The sequence below is a fragment of the Streptomyces sp. NPDC042638 genome, assembly GCF_040647235.1.
GTDB lineage: Bacteria > Actinomycetota > Actinomycetes > Streptomycetales > Streptomycetaceae > Streptomyces > Streptomyces rameus.
This window is the reverse complement of the sequence record NZ_JBEZBT010000011.1, coordinates 85935-110836: the sequence shown is the minus strand read 5'-3', so window position 1 is coordinate 110836 and position 24902 is coordinate 85935. Positions and strand designations below refer to the sequence as shown.

The window sequence follows — 24902 nt, the reverse complement described above, 5'->3', positions numbered from 1 at the left end:
GCCTTTTTCGTGAAGCGCGTCGGAACGACGGCGGATCGTGCGGTGGAACTCGGCGTGCGGCCGAGGGCGTGGTGCCCGTCGCCCCGTCGCTGTCTGTCGGGGCCGACGGTGCATCCGGCCGGGAGTCGGCGAGCGCTGTCTGGGGAACCGGCGCTGCCCGGGGCCTTGCCCTCGCGCTTCTGCGAGGGAGCGGGGCCGCGTCATAGCGTGGCCGTGTGACGTCTCCAGCAGCCTCTCCCAGCCCTGGCGCACCCGGTCTCGACATCCCCGCGGTGTCGGTCACGCCCGGCGCCATCGCCACCACCACCCTGACGGTGCGCAACGACAGCGACATCGTCGAGGCCTACGGTCTGGAGGTGGTCGGCGACTGCGCGCCCTGGGCCACGGTGGAGCCGGCGCGTGTCTCCCTCTATCCCGGTACCTCCGAGACGGTGACGATCCGTCTGGAGCCGCCGCGCTCGCCGGAGGTACGGGCAGGCGAGGTGCCCCTCGCCGTACGGGTGCTGCCCACGGAGCACCCCGAGGCGGTGCGGGTGCCCGAAACCACGGTGCGCATCGAGGAGTTCCGCCAGCTGCGCGCCGAACTGGCGCCCCGGCGCCGCCGCGGCTGGCTGCGCGGCCGGTACCGCCTGGCGCTGCGCAACGAGGGCAACTGCCCGGTCCGGCTGGGCTTCACGCCCGGGCAGCCGGGGGAGGAGCTGGCGTTCGCGTTCCGGCCGGCGGCCCAGCAGCTGGAACCGGGTGAGTCCGTGGAAGTGGGTCTGCGGGTGCGCACCGGGAAGCCGGTGTGGTTCGGCAGTCCGGTGGTCTGGCCGTTCACCGTGACCGCCGCCGAGACCGGTGAGGACGCCGAACAGCGGGAGCGGACCGAGGCCGAGACCCTCCGGACGACGCTGGACGCCGAGTTCGTCCAGATACCGATCTTCCCGAAGTGGCTGCTCGCCGTGCTCGCGGCGCTGCTCGCCCTGTTGCTGGCCTGGTTCACGCTGGTACGACCGGCCGTGCGGAGTGCGGCGAAGGAGGCGGCCGACGAGGTCGTCCAGCCGCGGCCGACGCCTGGCAGCCCGGACCAGCCGGGGCTGGGAACCGGCGGCGGTTCCGGCGGGCAGACCGGCGGCGGTGGTTCGGGCACACAGCCGGGCACGGGTACCGGAACCGGATCGGGCACCGGCGATGGCGCCGGTGGGGGCACCGGCGGCGGTGGCGGCGGTGGCGTGGCGGGCGGGCAGCAGAGTTCCGCCACCATCGACCTGCAGACCCCCAGCGGGTCGGACAAGACCGGTACGTACACGGTGCCGAAGGGCAAGGTGTTCGGCGTCACCGACATCGTCGTCGCGAACTTCCAGGGTGACGAAGGGGTGCTGACCATCAACTTCGGCGAACGCAAGATCACGACGATCGCGCTGGAGACCTTCCGGAACCAGGACTATCACTGGGTCACCCCCATCAGGATCGCCGAGAACGACACCGTGACCGCCCAGGTCACTTGCGCGAAGCCGGGTACACCCGCCACGGGCCTTCGTGCGCAGGAGTGCCACGAGGTGCTCAACGTGAGCGGCGTGCTCAGCAGCACCAGGTGATGCAGCATCAGGGACATGCTCCGCGAGAGAGGTCCGGATGCAAAGCGTCACGAGTTCCCGGCGTCCGGAAAGTGAACCTTCCGAACCAGCGAACACATGACCCATTTACGGCTGTATGTTCGCGTGCCATCGTCCAAATAGCCTGACAAGGCGTGAGGACGGCACCGCTCGACCCGGCGGAACTTTGGCCGAATACAGGTTTGGGCCGCGTGGGGGCACTGCCCGGGAGGGGCCGTCGGATCACATGTACCGTACGGAACACAGTTTGGACAGGGCCGTGAAGGCAGCTCAGGGGGCGGGATCGCCGTCCCGGGCCGCCCGCCGGCCCTGGTCACCCGGGTCGGACATCTCGTCGTAGAGGGTGGGCCGGTCGGTGTGACGGACTGTCAGCCCTGCCGGTCCGGCCCCCGGCCGCGGCCGAGCGCCGTCTCCAACACCCGGGCGAACACCGGGTCGTCACGGCGCCAGGTGCTGATGCGGTGCGGATGGACGCCCGTGTGCTGTGCCGCACCGGCCAGCGTCGAGCCCATCCGGATCCGGGCGAGCACGGCCCGCTGGACCCGCGCGGTCCCTTGTGCCGCGGCCTGCGCGACGGCGGCCTTGAAGGCGGGGTTGTTCCGCAGCCACGAGGCCAGCGTCGAGGCGGGTACGCTCAACTGCTCTCGCGCCTGCCGTACTTCCACGTCACCGGTACGCAGCAGGTCGAGGAACTGCACCTGCAGCGAGGCCCGTTCCTCGGGCTTGCGTGTTCTGGTGATCGGCAGGGTGAGCGCGTCGGTGACGCGCATGCCGGACGCGATGCGCTGGACCAGGGTCTGTGCCGTGACGGAGAAACGGGGGTCCGCCGCCCACGCGGCGGCGCTCTTGGTCTCGCCGAACGCACTGATCCGGGCCTGGATCCGGCGCCTGCGGGAGCGGCCGAGTTCGGTGAGGGTGACCTCCAGTTCGGTGAAGGCGGACGCGGCACGCCACGAGGCGAGGTGCTCGGCCGAGGTGGCCGGCTGACCGCCGTGCAGGAGAGCGAGCAGATGCGCGGCGGCGCCCTCGATCAGCTCCGGCGCCGGGGGCGCGCCCGGCACTCGTGGTTCGTGCGGCCGCGAGGAGAGGTGAGGAGCGCGCCCGGTGGCGTGCCCCTGGTCAGGGGCGCTGAGGTGCGTGTCGTCGGCAGTCATCGCCCGTCCAAGGTAACCGGCGTGGCGGGTCCCGACGCATGGGCCGGGACAGGTCGGGGAGGGGAGGGGGCGCCGGCATCCGGTCGCCCCCCGGGTGTTCGTCACCGGTGCTCCGCAGTGGCCGTCATGGCCGACGCCTCAGCTGATGCGAACTCCTGTGCCGCTGACACGGACGCGCGGGTCACCCGCCCGCAGTGTCACCGTGAGTTCACCGGGACGGCCCAGGTCCTCCCCCTGGTGCAGCGTGAGGACGCAGTCCCCGGAGACCAGGCCGAGTTCACGGGCGTACGCGCCGAACGCGGCCGCCGCGGCGCCCGTCGCCGGGTCCTCGACGACGCCGCCGACGGGGAACGGGTCACGCACATGGAAGACGGTGGCCGACTCCCGCCACACCAGCTGGACCGTGGTCAGGTCCAAGCGGTGCATCAGGGCTTCGAGGCGTGCGAAGTCGTACGCGAGATCCGCCAGGCGGGCGCGCGTCGCCGCCGCGAGCACGAGATGGCGGGCTCCGGCGTACGCGATACGGGGCGGGAAGGCAGGGTCGAGATCGGCCTCGGGCCAGCCGAGCGCGGCGAGTGCCTCCTCGACGTCGGCACCGGCGACCTCGTCGATGTGCGGCTCGACGCTGGTGAGCGTGGCCCGCAGCGTGCCGCCGTCCTCGGCCACCTCCACCGGCACGGTGCCGGCGCGCGTCGCGAACACCAGCTTTCCGGGACCCGTCCGTTCGGCGAGGGCGACGGAGGCCGCGACGGTGGCGTGACCGCAGAACGACACCTCGGCCTTGGGGCTGAAGTAGCGGATGGTGTACGCCCGCCCCTCACCGCCGTCGAGGTCCTCCGGGGGCGCGGTCAGGAACGCGGACTCCGAGTATCCGAGGCCGGCGGCGATGGCCAGCATCTCGTCGTCGTCCAGGGCGCCGGCGTCCAGAACGACGCCGGCGGGGTTTCCGCCGCCGGGGTCGCCGGAGAAGGCGGTGTAGCGCAGTACTTCGGCCTGTGGCTCATGTGTCGTCATGTCCGGGGCAACGCGGGCCGGACGCCCGGCTATTCCGAGCGGCACCGCCCCGCACCCGGCACCGGGGACACCCGCGTCCACCTCGGCGCCGCCGCCTTACGTGGCGACGTGCCGGGGTGGGCCGCCGTCATGTGAGCTGCTGTCCGGGCCCGGGCGGATAGTGCCCGGCGTACAGCCGAAGGCGGTCGATCTCGGTTCTCGCCGCGTATTTCTCGCACTCCGCGAGGAAGTGCCGGACGTACGGCTGGCGCCCGTGCTCCTCGAAGGCACCGCGGTCGGCATAGAGTTCGAAGAACACCCGCCGGTTCGGCGCTCCCTCGACCTCACCGCACGCGTACACCAGAGTGCCGGGCTCCTGCGCACGGATTGCCGCGGTGGTCTCCCGGACCAGGTCGTCGAATGCCTCCGCCGCACCCTCGCGCAGCGTGAAGCGGGCGCAGATGGCCACCTGGCTCATGTTCTGCCTCCTTCCTCTCCTGCCGGCCTGCCGTCCCGCCGGCCTGCTCTCAGCCGACGAACTGCTGACCGCCGTCGATGTCGTAGGTGGCACCGGTGACTGCCGTGTTGGTCATGAGGTGAACGGCGAGCGCGGCGACGTCGGCCGGTGCGACGACACGGCCGATCGGCAGCGTGGCGCGCAGTTCCTCGCGACGGGCGTCGAGGCCGTCGCCGAGGAGCCTGGCCGACAACGGCGTGTCCACGAAGCCGGCGGCGATCAGGTTGACACGGACCGGTGCGAGTTCGAGCGCGAGACCGGCGGTGAGCGCGGGCATCGCGGCGGTGACCGCGGGAGCGGTGCCGAGGCCGGCGCGCACCCGCCGGGCGCCCGTGCCGCCCAGGAGCAGCAGTGTGCCACCGGGCCGCACCCTGCCGACGACGTGCCGCGCGACCTCCACCGCGAGCGCGATGTGCCCGCTGACCGCCCGGCGTGTCTGTTCGGCGTCCATGTCCAGGAGGCGTCCGTAGGACGGGTGCCCAGCGGTGACGAGTACATGATCGATCTGTCCGGGCAGTTCCTCGAAGAACCGCTGGAGCCGTGCCGGGTCGTCGGCGTCGAAAGCGGTGGCCCCGAGTGCCCCGACCTCCGCGGCCGCGGCGCGCAGCCGTTCGGCGTCCCGCCCGGTGAGAATCACCCTCGCGCCCTCGGCGCGGGCGTGCCGGGCCGTCGCCAGCCCGATACCCGCGCTCCCCCCGATGACGACAAGGGTCTGCCCGAGCAGGGCCGGGTCACGGGGGCCGGCCGCCGGCGCCGGATCGGAACTCATGCGTACTCCTCCACGGCAGCAGCGCGGATGCGTCCAACGGGAGTGATCGGATCCTCCACCAGTGCGTGCGTGAAGAGGCGGTGATGTCGCTGTCAGCGGGCCCGTCGAGCACGTCGTCTCCACTGCCAGCCTGCACCTGATCCGGCCGCCCCGCACCTGATCCGGCCGCTCCGCACGCCCGGACCGCGTGCACCGGCGAGGCCCTGACGTGCGTATACGCCACCCGTACGGGCGAACCTGGCGGACGGGCGCGGCTGCGCCACGGCCTCCCCGTCCGGGACCCGCCCTCCGCCCGGCCCGACGCCCGCGAAGGGCGCGACCAGGCCGCACGGACCCCGGACGGACGGGTCGTGGCGCGGCAGGGAGCGGGGAAGTGAACAGCCACCCCCTTCCCCGCGTAGTACAGGGGGCGTAGTACAGGGGCAGGACGTGACGACGACGCTCGGGCGGGGACGCGCATGGTCAGCCGCGAGGAAAGCCGCCCGGCCGCATGGCACCATCTGTCCCCATGACGGCGTCCCCGGCGGTGCGGAGTGTGCGCGCGGCGGTGTTCTCCGCGCTGTGCGTGCTGCTCGCCGCCGGAGGGCATGCCCTGGCCACAGGTGTGGCCCCCGCGGTGTGGGCGCAGGTCGCCGGGTGCGTGCCGGTCTTCGCGGGCGCGTGTCTGCTGGGCGGCCGTGAGCGGTCTCCGGCCGGCATCGGCGGCGCCGTGGTCGCCGCCCAGGGCGCCCTGCACTTCCTGTTCCACGCCGCCGGGCCCCAGCACGCCGCGACGGTCATGCACGGGGTGCGGATGGCCCATGAGCATGCGCACGCGGTGACGCCCCACGCGACCCTCGCGCACATCGGGGCGGCCCTCGTGCTGACCTGGTGGCTGCGGCGCGGGGAGGCCGCGCTGTGGTCGCTGCTGCGACGGGTGGCCGCGTTCGTGCCGGGGCTCGCCGCCTGGTGGCAGGTGACCCGAGGGGCGCGGCGCCTGCCGGGCACCCGCGAGCCGGTGCGGTGGCCCGGCGCCGGGCCATGGGCGCCGAGAGGGATGCGGCTGCGGTACGCAGTCCACCGGCGGGGGCCGCCCGCGGGGGCGTTGCTCCCGGCCACTTCCCCGACAGCCACACCTCTCAGTACGGAGATCCATCCACTCATGTCCCAGAACCGCATCACCCCGCGCCGGGCCTGCGCCGTCACGGCCCTGACCGCCGCCGGGCTCTTCGCCGCCGCGGGTGTCGCCTCCGCGCACGTCACCGTCCACCCCGACAGCTACGCCAAGGGCGCCACGGACGGTGTCCTGACCTTCCGTGTGCCGAACGAGGAGGACGGCGCGAGCACCACCAAGGTGCAGGTGTTCCTCCCCACCGACCACCCGGTCCTCGGCGTGCTCGTCTCCCCGCGGGACGGCTGGACCGCGAAGGTCACCGACACCAAGCTCAAGAAGCCGGTCAAGACCGACGACGGCACCATCACCGACGCCGTCTCGGAGATCACCTGGACCGGCGGCAAGATCGCCCCCGGCCGGTACGAGGACTTCGACGTCGCCTTCGGCCAACTGCCCGCCGACACCGACCGGCTGACCTTCAAGGCCCTGCAGACCTACTCCGACGGCAAGACCGTCCGGTGGATCGAGGAAACCCAGGGCGACGACGAGCCGGAGAACCCCGCGCCGGTGCTCGAGCTCACCGCCGAGGACGCGGCGGACGGCGGAACCTCCGCGGCGGCCTCGACCGCTCGTCCGGACAACGCCGCGACCTCCGCGGCCGACACGTCCGACGACTCGACCGCCCGGGCGCTCGGCATCGCCGGCCTCGTGGTCGGCGCGGTGGGCCTCGCCGCGGCCGTGTTCGCCCTCGTGCGCGCGCGGGCCACCAGGAGCGGAGCCGCGTAGCACGCGTGTCCGTCACGCGGCCCACGTCATGAGCCGACGCCGGAACTCGGCGTGGCCGCCCGGCTCCGCGACCACCTGGTCGTCCCGCACGAGGGAGCCGTGGTGACGGCGGGCCCGGTCGTGGAGGTGGTCCTCTGCCCGCGGCTCCTGGCCGACGTCTTGGGCGTACGGGCCCATGCCGAACGCCATCCGACGGCGTCGTCCGGATCGGCCCCACGATGTGGAGATCCAGGTTGGTTGAGGCGCGGAGGCACCGGTGCAGGGCCGGGCGATCACCCGGCACCGCACGGAGATCCGTACGGCCTGCGGATTCCGGCCGTGGTCCCAGTCTCGGGGTGCGGCCTCGCGCCGAAGGTCGGTGGCTCCTTACGCTTCTCCGTCAGCGGAATGGAGCTGGAAGTCGACGACGACGCAAACAACCTGTCCGTCATCGGTGCGGCCGATCCAGACGGGGTAGGACCCGTCGCCCTGGCCGGCACGGAAGGCGATGAGGTTCGGCTCAGACTCCGTGCTGGGCAGTTCGACGCTGAAACGGCTGTCGAGGGGTATGAACAGGACCTCGTCCAATTGGTCTTCGATCACCGTCCGAGTCGCGTCCATGAAAGCCGCTGTGCCGGTGTCCACGCCCACCCCGTAGAACTGGCCCTCGCCGAGCAGCCCGAGGTCCTCGTCGGGCCGGAGGGTCATTTCGTCCACATCTCCGAAATGTTCCGCCTGGAGCCCGCCGAGCGCGCCACACTCGCCCAGGGCGTGACCGTTCGGCGCGGTCAGGGCCACACCCTGCGCATCCAGGCCGTGGGCGCAAGGCGTGTCGCGAGTACGGGAATCGTGTCGACCTGCATGCCCCCGCTACGGACCTCGGAAATCAGTCACCCGTGGCCGTGGCGAGGAGGGCGGCGGCCGGCCGGAACGGCACGGAGGACGACCGGACCGCGAAGACCGCTGACCACCGAAGCTCCACCGAAGCTGCGCCGAAGCCGGGCTGCCGGTGTGCCGTGAGCTATGCGGACCGGAACGGGGTAAAGGGACGGCGACCGGCCGACGAGCTGTGACGAGGAGACCGCCATGACCGACGACGCTTACCTGATTCTCGTGGACGACGCCGCTGAGACGCTCGGTGTGCCACCGGCCGCGGCGGGACCGCTCGCCTGCATGGAGACGCCCGCGGTGCGCGCGTGGCTCGACGCCCACGGCGCGTCGGCGCTGTCCCCGCGGCTGCGGCTGGTGCCCCCTGAGGAGACCGGAGCCATCCAGGCGGAAGTGGAACGGCTGCCGGTCCCGCTGGGCGAGGAGGAGCTGAGCCGGCTGCGCCACCGGACGGCCCCGGAACCCCTGGTGGGGGTCGAGAGCGAACTGCTCGCCTACCGGGACTGCGCAGACGGACGCGACGAGCTGCTCACCCGTGCGCTGGCCGCGGGCGTCGCACCCCACCGCATCGCCGAGCTCACCGGCGAGGACTTGAGGGTGGTCCGGGCGGCGGCGGCCGGCTGAGCGGGACCGCTGGAAGCCTCGTCCGCCCGGGGCCGGTACCACCCGGACGGACGAGGACGCGGGAAGCCTTCACGCGGTGGCGCAGGCCGCTCCGCCGAGGCTGAAGCCGCCGGGCTCGGCGAAGCTTCCGCTGTAGCTGCCCTGCAGTCCGAAGGTGACCTTGCCGCCGGGCGGGATCTGCGCGTTGTAAGGCAGGCCGCTCGCCGTGACGGCTCCCGAGGCGGGGGAGACCGTCGCGTTCCAGGAGCTGGTGATGCGCTGCCCGGCGGGCAGGGCGAAGGCGAGCCGCCAGCCGTCGACCGGGGCGGAGCCGGTGTTGGTGACGGTGACGTCGGCGGTGAAGCCGCCCGGCCAGACGTTCGTCGCGTACGTCACCGCGCAGGCCGCCGGGCCTGAGGGACCTCCGGGGCCACCGCCGGTGTCGACGGTGGAGGAGAAGGAGGTCACGGCGAGGCCGGTTCCGTTCTGCCAGGGTTCGAATCCCGCCTGGACGCTCGTCAGGTACCAGCTGTTCTGCGCGAGCCCCCGGGCGACGGCCTGCCGCGCGAAGTCCATGACGTCGAAGTTCCAGCTGGTGATGGCCGACGGGGCGACGAAGGAGAGCACGTCGTTGGAGCCGTTGTTGCCGGACCACACCTGCCACTGCCGCCCGGCGACGCTGGCGCTGCCGACCTGCGAGCCCACGGGCTGGACGGGCCCGACCTTGTTGAACCAGACCATGATCTCGGTCCGGTTGACGCCGTCGGTGCGGGGCGTGGGGTCGAGCCAGATGTCGTACGCGGCGTCGTACACGGCGTCGCTCACGTAGGTGTACGAGATCGCGGTGGGCGCGCTGGAGACGGTGCTGAGCTGGGCCGGGAGGGCGGTGCCGGGGGAGCAGTTGGTGTAGTGACAGCCGTTGTAGACCGACGGGTAGGACTTCGGGGCGCCGTTGGTGGGGACCGAGCCGTCGGCCCGGGTGACGCGGAATCCGCTGTCGGTGGCGTTGATGCACTGGGCTTCTGCTGTGCCCCAGCGGTTGTTCTGGACGACGTAGCGGCCCTGGATCGTCGTCGAACCGAACTGTTCGCAGATCGCGGTGTCGGCCTGGGCGGCCGAGGTGGTGGTGAGCAGGGCCGCCAGGGTGGCGAGTGAGGCGAGCAGCGCGCCGAACAAGCCACGCGCGCCGCGGACATGGTGCTGTGACGGTCGCATGCGGGTCCTCTCCGATGAGGCGGGGAGTCGGTAGGGGGTCACTCCCCGACTTCACATGGGAGCGCTCCCATTGGTGCCGTTGCAGGGGACTGTAGGGACTGGGTCATGGCCCTGACAAGAGTGGGGGAAGCGGCTTGTCGAATCGACCGCGAAGGCGCTGGTCACAGTGGTGTCATCGCGTGGGTGTCCCCGCGGGAGCGCTCCCGGCGTGACGGGTCACGGCAGCGGGACTCAGGCCGAGTCGCGGAGGACCAGTTCCGTCCGCAGGATGACGTGACGCCAGGCCACGGCCGGCTCCTCCAACTCCTCCACCAGCAGCCGGACCATGACCCGGCCGATCTCCGTCAGGGGCTGACGGACGGTGGACAGCCTCGGCTCGGTCCGCTCGGCCAGCGGAAAGTCGTCGAAACCGATGACGGCGACGTCCTGGGGAACCCGGCGCCCCGCCGTACGCAGCGCCCGCAGCGCACCGGCCGCCGTGGTGTCCGACGCGGCCAGCACACCGTCGATCCCCGGATGCCGTTCGAGGAGCCGGGCCATGGCACGCTGACCGCTCTCCTCGGTGAAGTCGCCCTGCGCGACCCAGGAATCGTCGGCGGCCAGGCGGGCCGACGCGAGGGCTTCGCGGTAGCCGCGCAGCCTGCACTGGGCGACGTACATGTCGAGCGGCCCGGTGATCGTGGCGATCGCCCGCCGGCCCGTCGCCAGCAGGTGCGCGACCGCGTCGCGGGCGCCTCCCGCGTTGTCCGCGTCGACATAGCTGACGCGCTCGTCGCCGGAGCGGCGTCCCAGCAGGACGGTCGGCAGCCGGGCCTCGGCGAGCATGTCGGGCAGCGGATCGTCGGCGTGCACGGACATCAGCAGCACACCGTCGACCCGGCCACCGCGGGCGTACTCCAGGAAGCGCCGCCGTTCGGCGTCCGAGCGGACCAGCGTCAGCAGCAGCTGCATCCCGGTGTCGGCCAATGCGTCACCGAGCGAGCTGACGATCCCGGAGAAGAACGGCTCGGCGAACAGCCGCCAGTCCGGCTCGGTCATCACGAGCGCGACGGCGTCGGCGCGCCGCCCGGCCAGGGACCGGGCCGCGAGATTGGGCACGTATCCGAGTTCGGCGATGGCCTGCTGCACGGTCCGGCGCGTCGAATCCCTCACTCCCGCCGCGTTGTTGACGACACGCGAGACGGTGCCCCGCCCCACTCCGGCGCGCGCGGCCACTTCCTCCAGTGTCGGCGTACCAGGGCGGCGCCTGCCCATGACCCATCTCCCCCCGCTGAATCCCCGGTTCCCCGGGCTCCACTCCACCGGCCCCGCGACCACCGTATCTCCGGGCCGCCCGGCTGTTGCCTCTTCGGCCCGGCCGCGGGTACCCGCGGCGCACTGCCTGTCGCAGGAGGCCGCATGTCCGCAGGCCGGCTCTTCGCCGGCGTGCGTACGGCGGTGCGCGACCTGCCCGTGGCCACCGCGGCGTTGATACCGTGCCCGGCCACATCGCCGACCACGAGGGCCACCCGGGCGCCGGACAGTTCGATCACGCCGAACCAGTCACCGCCCACGCCGTGCTCCATGTCGGCCGCCACATGGTGCGAGGTGACCTCGACGGCGGCACCGCCTCGCATGCGGTGGGGGAGCAGGTCGCGTTTCGGCGCGGCGCGGCGTGGCGCGTGCCGTGGCTGGGGGCCGCTCCGCCCAGTTCTGATAGGCCCTCGGAGCGGATCGCGTGGTCACCCGCGCGACGGAGCGCGGGGCGGCTTCACAGCTGGACGAGCAGGTGGCGGGGCCCGCGCAGCATGGCGTTCTGCCGGTACGGGGGCGGGTCCTGGACCAGGGCGGCCGTGCCGAGGCGGGGGAGCAGGGCGCGGAGCGCGGCCTGGGCTTCGAGGCGCGCGAGCGGGGCGCCGTAGCAGAGGTGGACGCCGCTGCCGAAACCGAAGTGCTGGTTGTCCGGCCGGGCGGGGTCGAACCGGTCGGCGTCCGGGAAGCGCTTGGGGTCGCGGTTGCCCGAGGCCAGGACCAGGATGACGGGGGTGCCCTGCGCGAGCGTGCTGCCGGCGACCTCGATGTCGGCGCGGGGGGTCCGTTCGCGCATGTGGACCGGTGGTTCGTAGCGCAGGAGTTCCTCGACCGCCGGCGGTAGCAGGTCGGGTTCGCGGCGCAACCGGTCCTGGTGCTCGGGCTGGCGCAGGAGGGTGAGGACGCCGTTGGCGATGAGGTTCACCGTGGTCTCGTGCCCCGCGATGAGCAACAGCACGGCTGTCTCGGCGAGTTCCTGCTGGGTCAGGCGCAGGTCCGGGTCCGGTTCGTTGACGAAGGCGGAGAGCAGGTCGTCGCTCGGCTTGCCACGGCGTTGCTCGGCGAGGTCCAGCAGGTATGCGCCCATCTCGACCCGGGCCTTGTCGCCCGCCTCGTGCGGCTGCGTGGCGTCGGCGTCGGGCCGGACGTCGGCGGCCGCGACCAGGGTGTTCGACCAGGCCCGGAAGAGCGGCTCGTCCTCGCGCGGCACGCCGAGCAGGCGACAGATCACCGTGACGGGCAGCGGGTAGGCGAAGTCGTCGACGATGTCGATCTGCCGGCCTGCCTCGAAGGGCTCCAGCAGTTCCTTGGTGATCCGGTCGATCTCGCCGCGCATCGCGTCGACCCGGGCCGGGCTGTGCGGGGGGCCGAAGGGGCGCATGGCCAGGGTGCGCAGCCGGTGGTGTTCGGGGTCGTCGAGCCGCAGGAACGGCGGCTTGTGCGTCGCCTCGCCACGGTTACGGGGCTCGGCACTCATCCGGGGGTCGTGGAGCAGGGCGGCGATCTCGTAGTAGGTGCCGACCAGCATGCTGCCGTCCGCCTGCCGGACCACGGGACCGGCCTCCCGCAGCTCCCGGTACAGCGGGTAGGGGTCGGGACGGCTGGCGTAGTCGGTGATGCGGGCCAGCAGGTTCTCGGAGTCCATGGACGGCTCCTCGTCGTGGGGGAGTGGATCAGCGCGCGGGCGGCACCACGGTCAGCCGGCGGTCGGGCAGGTACCCGGTGAGCGCCACGGTGGGGCCGTGGTAGAGCACGGACGGGTCCGGAACTTCGGAGGGCACCGGTACGTCGGCCGCGATCGCCCGGTCCGCCGCACCGGGCGGGGGCGGGAACGGGGCGGCCGTCTCGATCAGGTGCCGGTAGTAGTCCAGCGACTTGGCCATGTCGACGGTGACGGCCGCGGTGACCCGCCCCTTGTAGCCGTAGACCATGGCCAGGCGGCGCGCTTCCAGGGAGCCCTGGGCGATGACCACGTGGTCGGAGTAGGTGGGCACGCCGACGGACTTGATGTTGAGCCCGAACTGGGTCGACCAGAACGTGGGGATGGCCAGGTGCGGGCGTCGCAGAGGCCCGGGGCTGACCATGTTGTGGGCCGCCACCTCGGCCTGCTCGACGGCGTTGCCCCAGTGTTCCAGGGACAGCATCTGGTAGCCGAACAGCGGGTGCGGGAACCGGGAGACGTCGCCCGCCGCGAAGACGTCGTCGGTGACGATCCCGTACATGGTGAAGGCGCGGCAGCCGGCGTCACAGGCGATCCCGCGCGGGCCCGCCGCCAGCCCGGCCTCGGCCAGCCACTCGACGTTGCGGACCGCGCCCAGCGCCACCACGCACACGTCGGCGTCCACCCGGCTGCCGTCGGAGAGCTGCGCGCCGGTGAAACTGCCGTTGCCGTGCAGGGCGGTGACCGTGACTCCGGTGCGCAGGTCCACCCCGTGGTTGCGGTGCATGACGGCCGCCAGCTTCGACAAGGTGCCGCCGAGGGCGCCGACCAGCGGCGCCGGTCCGCGTTCGGCGACCGTGACCTCCAGCCCGAGTTCCCGGCAGGCGGAGGCGATCTCGGAGCCGGTGAAGCCGCCGCCGATCACCAGCACCCGCTCCGGCCCGGCGGCCAGCCGCTCGGCCAGTCCTCCGGCGTCCTCGCGGGTGCGCAGGGTGAACACCCCGTCCAGAGCAGCCTCGTCCGGGTTGGGCCAGGGGCGGGCGCGGGTGCCGGTGGTGATCAGCAGCCGGTCGTACGGCAGTGACTCGCCGTCCTCCAGCAGCACCCGTTTGGCCAACGGGTCCACACCCGTGGCGCGTACGCCGAGGCGCCACTCGGCGTCCGGGTCCCGGCGCATCGGCAGCCCGGTGGTGTCCGCCGTCGCCTGTCCGAGCAGGACCTGCTTGGACAGCGGGGGCCGGTCGTAGGGCGGGTGCGGCTCGTCCCCGACCACGGTCAGCGAGCCGGTGAAGCCCTGCTCGCGCAGCGCCTCCGCGGCTCTCAGCCCGGCCAGCGAGGCGCCGACGATGACGATCCGGCCGCTCTTGAGGTCATCGGGCACCGACGCTCACCTCTTCCCCGAGGAGAATGGCCTGCACCGGGCACGCCGCCGCGGCCTGGCGCACGCGTTCCACCTGGCTGTCGGGAACGGCCGTGGCGTACAGCAGTCCTTCCTCGCCGTGCAGCTCGAACACCTCGGGCGCGTGGAACACGCACTGTGCGTAGCCCTGGCAGCGTGTGAGGTCGACAACGGTCTGCATCGTCCACCAACTTCCTCCGTTGTCCCGCCCCCCTCCTCTCCAGCATGGCGGCAGGACCCGGGACTCGCACGGCCGCGCGGAGCAGCCCTCCGGCGCAAAGGCGAGGGGGGTTTCTGGTCTCGCGGACCGGGAGCCACCGCAGGCGGGGGCCGTGCACTCGAGGTGGGGTGGCGTGAGCCGACGCCCTGCGCGGGCCGGTCGGGCACCGCCCGGCACGCCCACGGCCTGTGCGAACGACATACGAGGTGATCATGGAAGACATCGTGGGTGCCCGGGCCCTGTCGGCCCTCACCGCCGACTGTGCACCTCACCAGGTCGCCCCGGCCCGCGGCCGGCAGGTCCGGACTCGGTTCCGCGCCTGCCCGTGCCCCGCGCCGGGGCCGCCCGACCGCCGTACTTCCTCAGGCCGCGGCGTCCGGGGACCACGGACTCACCGGCGGCCGGCCTGCCCGTCGCGGTCGGCGGTGAGCCGGCTTTCCAGGCCCGTGACGAGCGTGTCCAGCACCAGACGGAAGACGCGGTCCTCATCGGGCCCCGGCCGCTCGGATCCGCTGTCGTCGGCGGTGGGAACGGCGGGGGGCTCGATGCTCGCCCACTGGTGGAGCGCACCGTTGAGTTCGGCGGTGAGGACACCGGTGACGACGGAGCACACCAGAGCGATGGTCTCCGGGATCTCCGGGAGCGGTACTCCGGCGGCGCCCAGAATCGCGGTCAGTGCCACCAGGAACGGGTCCTCGTGCTGGATGAAGTCGGGCTGGTGGCTGAACGAGTAGGCAATGAGCCTGGGGTGGCGGTGCGCCAGCGTCCGGAAATCCGTGGCGAGCAGGCGGATCCGCTCTTGCCAGGGGGCGTCCTCCAGGGCCACGGTGCGGAATTGCGCGCCGGCCATTCTCGCCACACCGCGCAGCAGCGCCTCTTTGTTCGGCACGTGGTGGTACAGCGACATCGGGTTCGCGTCCAGCGCCGTCGCGAGCTTGCGCATGGTGAGGGCCTCGACCCCGTCCGCGTCGATGAGCCGGAGTGCGGCGGCGTAGATCCCGGCCTCGGTCAGCGGCACATCCCTCTTCCTGGTTCCCCGCGGGGAACGCTTCGGCTTTTCCATACCGTGTACGGTAGCAGTTCCGTACGGCGTATGGGGTGTGCGCGGCGGCGGCGCGCCGCTCGCGGGTGCCGAGGCCGCACTCGACTTTCCGTACGTCGTCTGGTGCTGAGCATCCCGCCCTGAGCGCGCCGTTCGGGGAGAGCTCCCCCTCGCAGACGGTGACCGGGATGCCGTGGACGTGCGGGACGCGGGCGAGCGAGCGGCCGCCGAGTCCGGTGCCGACGAGTCGACCGGCTCACACCCGGCGGCGGGGCCCGAAGACGACCAGCCGCAGCAGGGAGAAGCGCACCACGGTCATCAGGGCGAAGCTCGTCACCAGCACCAGGGCTTCCGCGGCCGGCGAGGCCGTGGGCCGGTAGTGGCGGAAGACCAGGACCGTGCCCGTGGTGACCAGGTAGGCCACCACGAACAGACCGCCTGCCGCCAGATGGGCACGGAGGGCCCGGACCGGGGAGCCGCGGAAGGTCAGCCGGCGATTGGCCTCGGTATTGAGGACGGTGACGGCGAGGAGCGACGCGAGGTTGGCCACCGGGGGCGACGCCCAGTGGCGCAGCAGCCAGTACAGCAGGGCCTGCCCGGCGGTGGAGGCGACGCCGATCACGACGAACCAGCCGGCCTGTCTGTTCAGCGTGGTGCGGCCCGGCCGGACGGAGACGCTGTGCCGCGTGCTGAGGCGTCGCACGGGTCCATCGTGAGGCCCGGCCCGGCGGCCCGGGGGATCACCGGAGGCGGCGGTTCGACCATTCGGCTGGGCACAGGCGCCCGGATGGACCTCTCGCCACGGGCAACCGGCCCCGCCTGTGTCAGCTTGTAGGTGACCTGTCGTCAGGCGTGACGCGCGGGGACGGAGCCGTCCCGACGCGAGAACCGCTCGGGAACCGGAGGAGGCGGCCGATGGCGAGTGGCGCACGGCCCTCGGGGCCCGCTCCATCGGGCGGGCGGCGGCCTCGAAGTCCGCAGGACGGGCGCACCGCCACGCGTCGTGAACGCGCCGGAGCCGCCGCGGGAGCCGCCGTGGCGGCAGTCGCCGCCCGCACCCGGGCGGCCGTGCGAGGCATCGGCCGAACGCCCCCGCCGCCCGGCCCGTTCCGTCCCGGGTTCTGGCGCAGCCCCATCCGCGGGCCCTGGCTGACATCGGTGTTCGGCCTGGTGCTGCTCATCGGCATCCCCCTGCTGTTCATCACCGGACTGCTCTCCTACGCCTCCTACAACCCCGGGCTGAGCCCCCTCAACGACGAGACGCCCGACAAGGGCGTACTGGGTTTCTACCTCTTCAGCTGGCCCACGCACCCTTACTGGCTGTACCGGCTGCTCCAAGGCGTGCACGTCACGCTCGGTGTCGTCCTGGTGCCGGTGGTGCTGGCCAAGTTGTGGTCGGTCATTCCCAAACTGTTCGAATGGCCGCCGGTGCGCTCGGCCGCCCACGCCCTGGAGCGGCTGTCCCTGCTCATGCTGGTCGGCGGGGTCGTCTTCGAGTTCGTCACCGGCATCCTCAACGTCCAGCTGTACTACGTCTTCCCGGGCTCGTTCTACCGCCTGCACTTCTACGGCGCCTGGGTGTTCATCGCCGCCTTCGTCGTCCACGTGTGCCTCAGACTCGGCAGGATGGGACGGGCGCTGCGCTCGCGCGGCCTACGCGCCGAACTGCGCACAGGCCTCGCCGGAACCGTGCCCGAACCACCCGACCCCGACGGTCTGGTGGCCGCCGCTCCCGCCCCGCCGACGATGTCCCGCCGTGGCGCCGTGGGCATGGTGGGGGCGGGGTCGCTGCTCCTCCTCGTCGTGACCGCGGGACAGAGCGTCGGCGGCCGGCTGCGAGGCACCGCGCTCCTGGCACCGCACAACCGAGACCCCCTCAGCGGCCCGAACGGCTTCCAGGTCAACAAGACCGCGGCGGCCGTCGGCGTCACGCCCGCGCTCGTCGGCCCCGACTGGCGGCTGGAGGTGCACGGAAGCGGAGCCCCACTGGTCTTCACCCGTGAGCAGCTGCTGTCCATGCCCCAGCACACCGCCGCGCTGCCGATCGCCTGTGTGGAGGGATGGTCCACCGACGACCAGCACTGGAGCGGCCTCCGGCTGGCCGACCTCGCGGCCCTGGGCGGCCTGCCCGACGCCGGAAGCGTGCTGGTCGAATCCATCCAGCCGCCCGGGCCGTTCACCAGGGTCATGCTGCGGGGAAACCAGATCCGCGATCCCCGGGCACTGCTCGCCCTCCGCGTCAACGGTTCCGCCCTCTCGCTCGACCACGGATACCCGGCCCGCGTCATCGTCCCGGCCAACCCCGGTGTGAACAACACCAAGTGGGTCCACCGGCTCACCTTCAGGGCGTGACCATGCCACGATTCGTCCGCTGGTACGGCTCCGGCCCCCTGCACCTGCTGGTGCTGATCGCCTCGTTCGCCCTCACCGGGTACGCCATGGTGCGGCTGTTCGACGTCCAGCCACTGGAGGCGGCGCTCTGGTTCGTCGGTGCGGCCCTCCTCCACGACCTGATCCTGCTGCCCCTGTACTCGCTGGCCGACCTGTCGGCCCTCTCCGTACTGCGCCACCGCACCGCCGACGGACCGACGGTGCCGTGGATCGACCACCTGCGTGTCCCCGCCTTCCTCTCCGGCCTGCTCCTCCTGGTCTGGTTCCCCCTCATCCTGCGTCTGGCGTCCCCCTACCCCGGTGCCACCGGGCTGTCCGACGACGTCTACCTCGGCCGGTGGCTGGCGATCACCGGCGTACTCTTCGCCGCCTCCGCGATCGCCTTCGCTCTGAGACTCCGCCGCGCCCGGCGGGCAGACCGCGCCGCACAGACTCCGCCCGTTCCCGGGCACGGCACCACCCCGTGACGACCGGCGAGGAGACGGCGTACGGCCCCGACGGGGACCCCTACGCGCTGGCTCTGCTGCCGGGCCGCGCACCGGTGTACCTGCGGCTGGCGGACGGGCGCCGGCTCCGGATGCCGGTGCACCGCTGGTTCGCGTCGCCCACGGCGGCCGACCGGACCGTGCTGGAGTACTGCGCCGGCCCCGTCCTCGACGTCGGCTGCGGACCGGGCCGGCTGTGCAGAGAACTCCTGAACCGGGGCGTCTTCGCCCTCGGCGTCGACATCGCACCCCGCGCGGTCGCCCTGACCACCGCCCTGGGCGGGCTCGCCCTCTGCCGTTCGGTGTTCGACCGGCTGCCCGCCGAGTCGGGCTGGCAGACGGTTCTGCTCATCGACGGCAACATCGGCATCGGGGGCGATCCGCGCGGACTGCTCCGCCGTTGCGCCGGGCTCGTCAGTTCGACGGGACGCCTCGTCGTCGAGGTCGACCGCCGCGACGTCGAGGAGTTCTGCACCGCCCGGATCGAGGACGTCCACGGCAACAGCGGTCCCCCCTTTCCGTGGGCGCGGCTCGGACGGCGAGCGCTCCACGGGGTCGCCGAAGACCTGGACCTCGACGTCACCGCTCAGTGGACGAGCGGACACCGGTGCTTCGCCGCCCTCACCCACCGGGCACCTGCCGGGACCACCGGTGCTGCGCCACGGCGGGAGCACTGACCCGATCCCGTCGAGGCGCGCCGGCCGGCAGCGCGTCCGCGTTGCCGGCGGCCCGGCGGATGGGCTAGCAGTAGCCGATCTTCTTATAGCCGACGTAGAACTCGCCCCTGTTGTTGACACTCGCGTTGGTGCCCAGACCGGTGACGTTGTGGGCACCGACGATGCGGCCGATCAGCCCTCGGGAGGCGCTGTTGATGTCGACGGTCGGTGGGGCGGCCGCGTGGAAGACGAAGGTGGCCGAGGCGTCGCCGGCGGCGCGTGTGCCGCTGGCGTAGCAGGCGCTGCCGTTGGAACGGCGCAGGACGAGGTCGCCGTTGTCCTGCATCGTCAGTGCGTAACCGCTGTTGCAGATGGCCTGGTTGACGCCCAGCGTTCCGGAGAACGAGGTGCCGACGCAGGTGACCGCCGCCGCGCGTGTGGCGCCGGTCGTCGCGTGTGCCGGGGCGCCCCCGCCGGACCAGCTCAGCGTCGCGGCGAGGGCCGCGAACCCCATGGCGGGGATGCGTGGCTTGCGTTTCATCACACTGTCCTTTCCTCGGGGACGGAAGCGACGGGGCATCCCGTCCGGCCGTCCCGGTTCGCCTGAGGCGTGGTGCCCCGTTTCGCCGGGCGGGGAGGAGCGGATCGCACGAACGATGTCCGCGCCGTGCTCAGGTCGTCGTGCAGTCCCGTTGCCCGCCCCGCCTCAGACACCGGTATAGCCCGCGGGCGTTGTGCGGCACCGGCGGAAGGCCGCCGAACAATCGAATGCCGTACAAAAGGCACTGGCCCGTGGGCCGTCGGGGTGGTGCTGCGGCATGGTCCTCCGCGCGCCGGGCTGAGCCCCGGTCCGGCCGCCTGGAGCTACGTGCTGAGGGAGAGGGCCCGGGGCCGGGTCCCAGAGCAGCGCCGTCCCGTCCTCGCCGCCGGAGGCGATGAGCCGGCCGTCGGGGCGGAAGGCGCCCGGGGCGGGACAGGGCGGCTCGAAGAGCCCGGGCCGCCGACGCCCGGGCTCTCCTCAGGCTGACGCTGGGAGAGACGGCGGTCTGTTCAGACGACCTCGAACAGCAGTGCCGCGTTGTCGTGGCACACCGCCCGCAGCCACTCCTCTCCGAGGTCCAGCCGCTCCAGGGCATGGAGCTGATGCACGTACGGGTAGGGAATGTTGGGGAAGTCGGAGCCGAGCAGGACGCGGTCGCCCAGCCCGGCGAGCAGGGGCAGCGCCTGGCGGGGAAACGGCATGAAACCCTCGGTGAAGTCGGTGAACGCCATGGTCGTGTCCAGCCGCATCTCCTTGTACCGCTCGGCGAGGCGGAGGAAGTCCTCGTACTCGGGCATGCCTAGGTGCGCGACGATCAGCCGCAGTTTCGGGTGCTGTGCCATCACCCGCGCGATCGGCCCTGGGCCGGTGTGCTTGCCGGGGGCGGGCCCGGAGCCGCAGTGGATCACCACGGGGATCCCCGCCTCGGCCAACACCCCCCAGGCGGGCCGGAGAAGTTCGTCCGCCGGGTCGTATCCCCCCACCTGGACGTGCGCCTTGAACACACGCGCGCCGGCCTCCACGGCCTCGCGGACGTACGTCTCGACGCCCGGCTCGGGATAGAGGGTGGCGGTGTGCAGACAGCCGGGGGTGCGGCCGGCGAAGTCGGCCGCCCATCCGTTCAGCCACCGGGCCATGCCGGGCTTGTGCGGGTAGAGCATCGCGGTGAAGGCCCGGACCCCGAACTCCCCGAGAATGGCTGTCCGTTCCGCTTCCTCTCTCCGATAGGTGATCGGCCACTCGAGCCGGCCGGTCAGCGGTCCCTGGGTGTCGAAGTAGTCCCAGACCTTGTGCAGGACTCGCTCGGGCATGAAGTGCGTGTGGACGTCGACCAGCCCGGGAAGGCCGAGCCGGGCCCAGAAGCGGCGGACCTCACCGGCCTCCTCGCCCACAACCATGCGGTGATCGTTCATGCCGCCACGATCGGCCCGGGCAGGGCGCCGGGTCCACCCCCTTTTTCCGTGCACGACGGAACACAGGAGGGGGCGGCACGCGAGTGTGCGGCAGTACGACGAGATCGGCGAGGAGTTCTGGGCGGACCTGATCGCGAAGCCGCCGCTGGAGACGCTGCGCTGCCGCGCCTGACCGGGAGACCGGCCGGGCACCCGGCACCGACGTGACATCAGGACCGGCCTGACGTCCGCGGGCGGGTGGGCCGTCACCCGAATGCCCGGTCAACTCCACACCGTGTTTGCGCAATGTCCCAGATCAAGGCGCTTTCGAACGTGCGAGCGGGGCTGATGTGCCGTCAGGCGGGTAAGCGCCAGTTCTCGACGGCCTCAAGGAAGGGGTAAGCCATGTCAGTGGAACCCGAACCTGCCGAAGCCAAGGTGGCGGCGGAACACGTCGCACGATCGATGATCGAGCTGTGGCAGCGGGCCCATGAAGAGGTGGCCCCGACGGTCTCCGAGGAGCAGATGCGCGGTCTGCTCGCCCTGGAAAGGGAACAGGCGGACCCGGACCGCATCGCCAGGGACATCGGTGTCAGTCCTTCGTCGATGAGGCAGCTGTTCCACCGACTGGAACAGCGCACCCTGGTGCGGCGTGTCGCGTCGGGGGAGTTCTGCCTCACCGGAGCCGGAAAGTGCGTACTCGAGGCGACGCGTCAACGCCGCCGGCAGCTCCTGGAGCAGGTACTGGTGACGGCCGCGCCGGAAGACCGGCCGGTGTTGCGTGACGCCTTCCGTCAACTGTACGGACTGGTGAGCCCGTTGGCCCGGATCCCGCGGAGCCGTTCACCCCTGTGACGCGCGTCCCGCTGTCGAGGTCCTGGCCGAGCCCCGGCAGCGGGCAACTCACCGCCGCTGAGCCTATTTCGGAATCACTTCCACTCTCGGCCCGCCGCCAATCGTGTTGATCATCACACTGTGAGTAAGTGATCGATTACACTATCTTTACGATCGTGACCGAATCTCGCCTTCCGCATGGACAAGGGATATCCGCAGACCTCACACGCATCCTCTTCGGGCCTCACGCGGAGCAGGTCCACGGGCCGTGGAAGCGCTTGTTCGACGGGCCTCGGTTCGCCTTCCAGGAGGGCCTGAGCCCGCAGGAGCGCACGGCGCTGTCGTATGCGCGACTGCGCTTCGTCAACGAAGCGGCAGCGGACCCGGTCGGTCTGGCCTCGGACATCGAGTCGCTCACGGCGATGCACGAGTGGGCCGGAGTCGTGGACCCCGGTATGGCGACGATAGCGAGCATCCACTGGAACCTGCACATCGGCAGCCTGCTGGACCATGACCCCGGCGGAAGGGACCTGTACCGGTATGCCCGTATGGATACCGTCGGGACCTTCCTGTGCACCGAGTTGGACCACGGCAACGACGCCGCGTCGCTGGAGACCACCGCCAGGTTCGATCCCGAGACCAGCGGCTTCCTCCTCGACACTCCCACCCCCGGCGCCTGCAAGTGGATGCCGAACACATCCGGCACCGGTGGCGCCAAGAACGCCGTCGTGGCGGCCCGCCTGGTGGTGGAGGACGTCGACCACGGCGTCTTTCTCTTCCTCACCCCGCTCACCGACGGCGAGGGCCGGCACTACCCGGGCGTTGAGGTGCGGCCCCTCCCGCAGACCGCGAGCGCACCGGTCGACCACTGCGCCACGTCCTTCCACGGTGTGCGCCTCCCCTTCGAAGCCATGCTGCAGGGGGAGCACGGACGCCTGTCCCGCGACGGCACGTTCGTCAGCGCGCTGGGAAATCCGCGCAAACGATTCCTCAGGTCGGTCAAGCGCGTCCACGCCGGCAAACTGTGCATGAGCGCCTACAGCCTCGGCGTGACGCGGCACGCCCTGGCCGTCGCCATGCGGCACTCCCACCGGCGGCTCACCTCCGGAATGACGACCGGCCGCAGGGTTTCCCTCATCGAGCACCGCAGCCACCACGTCTCGCTCCTCTCCGCGGTCGCCACCACCTACGCCGCGACCCTGCTGCACCGCGACGTGGTGCGGCGGTGGACGAGCGGTGGCGAGGCGCAACGTGAGGAGACCGAGCGCCTGGCAGCCGTGACCAAGGCCTGGATCACCTGGCAGGCCAGATCGGTCATGACCGAATGCCGTGAACGCTGCGGAGCACAGGGCCTGCTGCTGTCGAACGGCATCGCCTACCAACTGGCCGCGAATGAGGGGACCGTCACCGCAGAGGGCGACAACCGCGTCATCTGGGTGAAGGCGGCCGGTGAGATGCTCCTGGGCGGGTTCACCCCGACGGCGCCTTCCGAGGCGCCCGCGGCGGGCCGCTCCCTGGACGACTCGGGCTACCTGCAGGAACTGCTCGCGGACATAGAGCGCATCTGGCACAGCAGGGCCCGCGGCCGACTGCGGAACGGACGCCGCGGGGACCCCCTCGCACGGTGGAACGGAACCGTGACGCCGGCCTTGCAGCTCGTCGAAGCACACGTGCACCGCCTTGCCGCGGAGGCACTGCTGGGCGCCGTCGGCAAGGCGTCCGGTTCCCAGGCCCGGGCGGTCCTCGGACAGCTGCACCGCCTGTTCGGCTTGCGACAGGTGAGAGCGCACAGTGGCGACCTGCTGGCCGCCGGCCGCATCACCGCGGACCACGTTCACCAGCTGCCCGACGCGGAGGAGGACCTGGTCGAGGCCCTCGTACCGTATGCCTTGCAGCTGACCGAGGGCTTCGCCGTGCTGGAGGGCGTGATGGGCGGGCATCCGATGCTGCGCACCTCGGTGCCCGCCGCCGAGATGGTGCCCGCGTAGCCGAGGCGCGCCGGCGGCGGCGCGACCAGGTGGCCGCTGTGCATGCTCCCCGCCACTACGGCCGCGCAGACGCCCCCGCGGGAGACGCGGGCCTGCGGCCGTGGAAGGTGCGGCGCAGATCGCTCACCCAGGCGTCCGGGTTCTCCCAGGGGATGAAGTGGCCGCCGCGGTCGTGGGCGTTGACGTTGACGTGGTTGAACCAGTCGGCTTGCGGGCCGGTCTCGAACGCCCGGACGCGCTCCTCGGCGGTGTGGATGCCGGGCGGGTTCTCGTACGTGACGAAGGTGAGACCGACCGGGGCCTGCACGACCGGGGTGCGGTCGTGGGCGGGGGTCCAGGGGTAGCGGTTGGCATTGGCGTAGTAACGCATCGACGTGGCGATGGAGTTGTTCACCCAGTAGATCGTGGCGTGGGTGAGCAGGTCGTCCCTGGTGAAGACGGACTCGACGTCGCCGCCGTTGTCGCTCCAGGCGTTCCAGCGCTCAAGCAGCCAGGCGAGCAGTCCGGCGGGTGAGTCACTCAGCCCGTGGGCCAGGGTGGCGCCGTCGAGCATGTGCACGGCGAGGTGGGACGCCGAGCGGTGGTCCAGCTCGATGATGCGGGCGCGGACGTCGGCGGGCTGGTCGTCGGTGAGGGGCCGGTTGCGGGCGAGGTCCCAGGCCCTGGGCCCGTTGAAGAAGTCGAGCGGCAGCCCGGAGCCGATGTGGATGCCGTACAGCTGGTCGGCGTACTTGTGGCCGAGCTGGCTGGAGACGATCCCGCCGATGTCGCAGCCCCCGGCGGCGTACTTCTCGTACCCCAGGGTCTCGGTCATCAGGGTGTGCCAGAGGTCGGCGACCTTCCAGAAGTTGACGTCCGGGAAGCCGGTGAGCGGCCCGGGGAAACCGAAGCCGGGCAGGGACGGCACGATGACGTCGAACGCGTCGGCGGGGTCACCGCCGGACGCGGCCGGGTCGGCGAGCGGGTCGATCACCTTCGACCAGTGCCAGAACGTCCACGGCCAGCCGTGGGTGAGGATCAACGGGACGGGACGGGGGCCGCGGCCGGGCTTGCGCATGAAGTGCACCGGGACGCCGGCGACGCTCACCTGGTAGTGCTCGTGGGCGTTGATGGCGGCCTCGGCCTCGCGCCAGTCGTAACCGTCCCGCCAGTAGGCGACCAGCTCACGGAGATAGCTGTCCGGGACGCCGTAGGACCAGTCCCTGTTCCCCTCGTCCAGCGGCGGACGGGTCGACGCGAGCCGGGCGCGCAGGTCGTCCAGGACGCTGTCGGGCACGTGGACCGGGGTGGGCTCCAGGGGGAAGGCGTGCGGGGTGGCCATGGCGTGGTTCCTCACCGGGTAGGGGAAGCGTTCTTGTCGGCCTGTCGTCCGGCCGGGGGGCGTCGCACGGGTGGTCGCTCCCGGAACTC

25 protein-coding genes and 1 pseudogene are annotated in these 24902 nt (G+C 72.0%); 9 read left to right on the top strand and 17 right to left on the bottom strand.

Annotation, left to right across the window (positions count from 1 at the left end; genetic code table 11):
- Positions 1 to 215 precede the first annotated feature (215 nt).
- Entirely contained in the window at positions 216 to 1580 is a 1365-nt protein-coding gene (locus AB0B40_RS12450) for a hydrolytic protein (RefSeq protein ID WP_345046496.1), read from the top strand.
- A gap of 386 nt (positions 1581 to 1966) precedes the next feature.
- On the opposite strand, the gene AB0B40_RS12445 is transcribed toward AB0B40_RS12450, so the two are convergent.
- The 4 genes from AB0B40_RS12445 to AB0B40_RS12430 form a co-directional block, all read right to left on the bottom strand.
- The gene (locus AB0B40_RS12445) at positions 1967 to 2752 is read right to left on the bottom strand and encodes a hypothetical protein (RefSeq protein ID WP_362263863.1); all 786 of its coding nucleotides are present in this window, start codon (positions 2750 to 2752) and stop codon (positions 1967 to 1969) included.
- A 138-nt stretch (positions 2753 to 2890) separates the two neighbouring features.
- Positions 2891 to 3766: a PhzF family phenazine biosynthesis isomerase gene (locus tag AB0B40_RS12440; RefSeq protein ID WP_362263862.1), complete on the bottom strand. Its 876-nt coding sequence runs from the start codon at positions 3764 to 3766 to the stop codon at positions 2891 to 2893.
- Positions 3767 to 3893: 127 nt separating this feature from the next.
- Positions 3894 to 4223: an antibiotic biosynthesis monooxygenase gene (locus AB0B40_RS12435; RefSeq protein ID WP_345046492.1), complete on the bottom strand. Its 330-nt coding sequence runs from the start codon at positions 4221 to 4223 to the stop codon at positions 3894 to 3896.
- 49 nt (positions 4224 to 4272) lie between these two features.
- Positions 4273 to 5031, bottom strand: a complete 759-nt coding sequence (locus tag AB0B40_RS12430) for an SDR family oxidoreductase (protein ID WP_362263861.1) — start codon at positions 5029 to 5031, stop codon at positions 4273 to 4275.
- A gap of 1141 nt (positions 5032 to 6172) precedes the next feature.
- Between AB0B40_RS12430 and AB0B40_RS12425 the strand changes: the two genes are divergently transcribed.
- The gene (locus AB0B40_RS12425; RefSeq protein WP_345046610.1) at positions 6173 to 6910 is read left to right on the top strand and encodes a YcnI family protein; all 738 of its coding nucleotides are present in this window, start codon (positions 6173 to 6175) and stop codon (positions 6908 to 6910) included.
- A 12-nt stretch (positions 6911 to 6922) separates the two neighbouring features.
- On the opposite strand, the gene AB0B40_RS12420 is transcribed toward AB0B40_RS12425, so the two are convergent.
- Together AB0B40_RS12420 and AB0B40_RS12415 are read right to left on the bottom strand one after the other, a co-directional pair.
- Entirely contained in the window at positions 6923 to 7099 is a 177-nt protein-coding gene (locus AB0B40_RS12420) for a hypothetical protein (protein ID WP_362263860.1), read from the bottom strand.
- Between the two features lie 177 nt (positions 7100 to 7276).
- Positions 7277 to 7687 (bottom strand): DUF4241 domain-containing protein, encoded by a 411-nt coding sequence (locus AB0B40_RS12415; RefSeq protein ID WP_345046487.1) that lies wholly within the window; start codon positions 7685 to 7687, stop codon positions 7277 to 7279.
- A gap of 288 nt (positions 7688 to 7975) precedes the next feature.
- Between AB0B40_RS12415 and AB0B40_RS12410 the strand changes: the two genes are divergently transcribed.
- The gene (locus AB0B40_RS12410; RefSeq protein ID WP_345046485.1) at positions 7976 to 8401 is read left to right on the top strand and encodes a DUF6003 family protein; all 426 of its coding nucleotides are present in this window, start codon (positions 7976 to 7978) and stop codon (positions 8399 to 8401) included.
- A 69-nt stretch (positions 8402 to 8470) separates the two neighbouring features.
- Here AB0B40_RS12410 and AB0B40_RS12405 read toward each other — a convergent pair whose 3' ends face one another.
- The 8 genes and pseudogenes from AB0B40_RS12405 to AB0B40_RS12370 all read right to left on the bottom strand — a co-directional run bounded on the left by AB0B40_RS12405 (position 8471) and on the right by AB0B40_RS12370 (position 15909).
- Positions 8471 to 9595 (bottom strand): cellulose binding domain-containing protein, encoded by a 1125-nt coding sequence (locus AB0B40_RS12405; RefSeq protein ID WP_362263859.1) that lies wholly within the window; start codon positions 9593 to 9595, stop codon positions 8471 to 8473.
- A gap of 231 nt (positions 9596 to 9826) precedes the next feature.
- The gene (locus AB0B40_RS12400; RefSeq protein ID WP_362263858.1) at positions 9827 to 10849 is read right to left on the bottom strand and encodes a LacI family DNA-binding transcriptional regulator; all 1023 of its coding nucleotides are present in this window, start codon (positions 10847 to 10849) and stop codon (positions 9827 to 9829) included.
- A gap of 164 nt (positions 10850 to 11013) precedes the next feature.
- Positions 11014 to 11235 (bottom strand): annotated as a pseudogene (locus tag AB0B40_RS12395) (SpoIIE family protein phosphatase); the annotation flags it as partial.
- Positions 11236 to 11345: 110 nt separating this feature from the next.
- The gene (locus AB0B40_RS12390; RefSeq protein WP_345046480.1) at positions 11346 to 12530 is read right to left on the bottom strand and encodes a cytochrome P450; all 1185 of its coding nucleotides are present in this window, start codon (positions 12528 to 12530) and stop codon (positions 11346 to 11348) included.
- Positions 12531 to 12558: 28 nt separating this feature from the next.
- Positions 12559 to 13926, bottom strand: coding sequence for an FAD-dependent oxidoreductase (locus AB0B40_RS12385; RefSeq protein WP_345046479.1), 1368 nt, complete (start codon positions 13924 to 13926; stop codon positions 12559 to 12561).
- Positions 13916 to 14125 carry a ferredoxin gene (locus AB0B40_RS12380; protein ID WP_345046477.1) on the bottom strand — a complete coding sequence of 70 codons (210 nt, stop codon included), beginning with the start codon at positions 14123 to 14125 and terminating at the stop codon, positions 13916 to 13918. Before AB0B40_RS12380 ends, AB0B40_RS12385 begins: the two co-directional genes overlap by 11 nt.
- Positions 14126 to 14555: 430 nt before the next feature.
- Positions 14556 to 15227, bottom strand: a complete 672-nt coding sequence (locus tag AB0B40_RS12375; RefSeq protein ID WP_362263857.1) for a TetR family transcriptional regulator — start codon at positions 15225 to 15227, stop codon at positions 14556 to 14558.
- 235 nt (positions 15228 to 15462) lie between these two features.
- Positions 15463 to 15909 carry a GtrA family protein gene (locus AB0B40_RS12370; protein WP_345046474.1) on the bottom strand — a complete coding sequence of 149 codons (447 nt, stop codon included), beginning with the start codon at positions 15907 to 15909 and terminating at the stop codon, positions 15463 to 15465.
- 332 nt (positions 15910 to 16241) lie between these two features.
- On the opposite strand from AB0B40_RS12370, the gene AB0B40_RS12365 reads away from it, so the two are divergent.
- The 3 genes from AB0B40_RS12365 to AB0B40_RS12355 are packed head-to-tail and all read left to right on the top strand — an operon-like array spanning position 16242 to position 18759.
- Positions 16242 to 17558, top strand: a complete 1317-nt coding sequence (locus AB0B40_RS12365) for a molybdopterin-dependent oxidoreductase (protein WP_345046472.1) — start codon at positions 16242 to 16244, stop codon at positions 17556 to 17558.
- Between the two features lie 2 nt (positions 17559 to 17560).
- Positions 17561 to 18064 (top strand): hypothetical protein, encoded by a 504-nt coding sequence (locus AB0B40_RS12360; protein ID WP_362263886.1) that lies wholly within the window; start codon positions 17561 to 17563, stop codon positions 18062 to 18064.
- Complete coding sequence (locus AB0B40_RS12355; RefSeq protein ID WP_362263856.1) at positions 18061 to 18759, top strand: methyltransferase domain-containing protein; 699 nt, start codon at positions 18061 to 18063, stop codon at positions 18757 to 18759. The genes AB0B40_RS12360 and AB0B40_RS12355 overlap by 4 nt, the downstream gene beginning before the upstream one ends.
- 64 nt (positions 18760 to 18823) lie before the next feature.
- Here the strand turns inward: AB0B40_RS12355 and AB0B40_RS12350 are convergent, their stop codons facing one another.
- Positions 18824 to 19279, bottom strand: a complete 456-nt coding sequence (locus tag AB0B40_RS12350) for a hypothetical protein (RefSeq protein ID WP_345046469.1) — start codon at positions 19277 to 19279, stop codon at positions 18824 to 18826.
- A gap of 509 nt (positions 19280 to 19788) precedes the next feature.
- A complete protein-coding gene (locus AB0B40_RS12345; protein ID WP_362263855.1) occupies positions 19789 to 20691 on the bottom strand; it encodes an amidohydrolase family protein in 903 nt (300 codons plus the stop codon).
- On the opposite strand from AB0B40_RS12345, the gene AB0B40_RS12340 reads away from it, so the two are divergent.
- From AB0B40_RS12340 to AB0B40_RS12330, 3 genes are all read left to right on the top strand, one after another.
- Positions 20690 to 20863: a hypothetical protein gene (locus AB0B40_RS12340; protein WP_362263854.1), complete on the top strand. Its 174-nt coding sequence runs from the start codon at positions 20690 to 20692 to the stop codon at positions 20861 to 20863. The two genes, AB0B40_RS12345 and AB0B40_RS12340, sit on opposite strands and share 2 nt — an antisense overlap.
- A gap of 212 nt (positions 20864 to 21075) precedes the next feature.
- Positions 21076 to 21525 carry a hypothetical protein gene (locus AB0B40_RS12335; RefSeq protein WP_345046465.1) on the top strand — a complete coding sequence of 150 codons (450 nt, stop codon included), beginning with the start codon at positions 21076 to 21078 and terminating at the stop codon, positions 21523 to 21525.
- A 188-nt stretch (positions 21526 to 21713) separates the two neighbouring features.
- Positions 21714 to 23492 (top strand): acyl-CoA dehydrogenase, encoded by a 1779-nt coding sequence (locus tag AB0B40_RS12330; RefSeq protein WP_345046607.1) that lies wholly within the window; start codon positions 21714 to 21716, stop codon positions 23490 to 23492.
- Between the two features lie 55 nt (positions 23493 to 23547).
- On the opposite strand, the gene AB0B40_RS12325 is transcribed toward AB0B40_RS12330, so the two are convergent.
- Positions 23548 to 24813, bottom strand: a complete 1266-nt coding sequence (locus tag AB0B40_RS12325) for an epoxide hydrolase family protein (RefSeq protein WP_345046464.1) — start codon at positions 24811 to 24813, stop codon at positions 23548 to 23550.
- Positions 24814 to 24902: the final 89 nt, after the last annotated feature.

Bases quoted from the DNA above. Each gene is read 5' to 3' on its own strand.
- AB0B40_RS12445 (WP_362263863.1), bottom strand. From the start codon at position 2,752: ATGACTGCCGACGACACGCACCTCAGCGCCCCTGACCAGGGGCACGCC.
- AB0B40_RS12440 (WP_362263862.1), bottom strand. From the start codon at position 3,766: ATGACGACACATGAGCCACAGGCCGAAGTACTGCGCTACACCGCCTTC.
- AB0B40_RS12435 (WP_345046492.1), bottom strand. From the start codon at position 4,223: ATGAGCCAGGTGGCCATCTGCGCCCGCTTCACGCTGCGCGAGGGTGCG.
- AB0B40_RS12430 (WP_362263861.1), bottom strand. From the start codon at position 5,031: ATGAGTTCCGATCCGGCGCCGGCGGCCGGCCCCCGTGACCCGGCCCTG.
- AB0B40_RS12425 (WP_345046610.1), top strand. From the start codon at position 6,173: ATGTCCCAGAACCGCATCACCCCGCGCCGGGCCTGCGCCGTCACGGCC.
- AB0B40_RS12420 (WP_362263860.1), bottom strand. From the start codon at position 7,099: ATGGCGTTCGGCATGGGCCCGTACGCCCAAGACGTCGGCCAGGAGCCG.
- AB0B40_RS12410 (WP_345046485.1), top strand. From the start codon at position 7,976: ATGACCGACGACGCTTACCTGATTCTCGTGGACGACGCCGCTGAGACG.
- AB0B40_RS12405 (WP_362263859.1), bottom strand. From the start codon at position 9,595: ATGCGACCGTCACAGCACCATGTCCGCGGCGCGCGTGGCTTGTTCGGC.
- AB0B40_RS12400 (WP_362263858.1), bottom strand. From the start codon at position 10,849: ATGGGCAGGCGCCGCCCTGGTACGCCGACACTGGAGGAAGTGGCCGCG.
- AB0B40_RS12390 (WP_345046480.1), bottom strand. From the start codon at position 12,530: ATGGACTCCGAGAACCTGCTGGCCCGCATCACCGACTACGCCAGCCGT.
- AB0B40_RS12380 (WP_345046477.1), bottom strand. From the start codon at position 14,125: ATGCAGACCGTTGTCGACCTCACACGCTGCCAGGGCTACGCACAGTGC.
- AB0B40_RS12375 (WP_362263857.1), bottom strand. From the start codon at position 15,227: ATGGAAAAGCCGAAGCGTTCCCCGCGGGGAACCAGGAAGAGGGATGTG.
- AB0B40_RS12360 (WP_362263886.1), top strand. From the start codon at position 17,561: ATGCCACGATTCGTCCGCTGGTACGGCTCCGGCCCCCTGCACCTGCTG.
- AB0B40_RS12350 (WP_345046469.1), bottom strand. From the start codon at position 19,279: ATGAAACGCAAGCCACGCATCCCCGCCATGGGGTTCGCGGCCCTCGCC.
- AB0B40_RS12340 (WP_362263854.1), top strand. From the start codon at position 20,690: ATGCCGCCACGATCGGCCCGGGCAGGGCGCCGGGTCCACCCCCTTTTT.
- AB0B40_RS12345 (WP_362263855.1), bottom strand. From the start codon at position 20,691: ATGAACGATCACCGCATGGTTGTGGGCGAGGAGGCCGGTGAGGTCCGC.
- AB0B40_RS12335 (WP_345046465.1), top strand. From the start codon at position 21,076: ATGTCAGTGGAACCCGAACCTGCCGAAGCCAAGGTGGCGGCGGAACAC.
- AB0B40_RS12325 (WP_345046464.1), bottom strand. From the start codon at position 24,813: ATGGCCACCCCGCACGCCTTCCCCCTGGAGCCCACCCCGGTCCACGTG.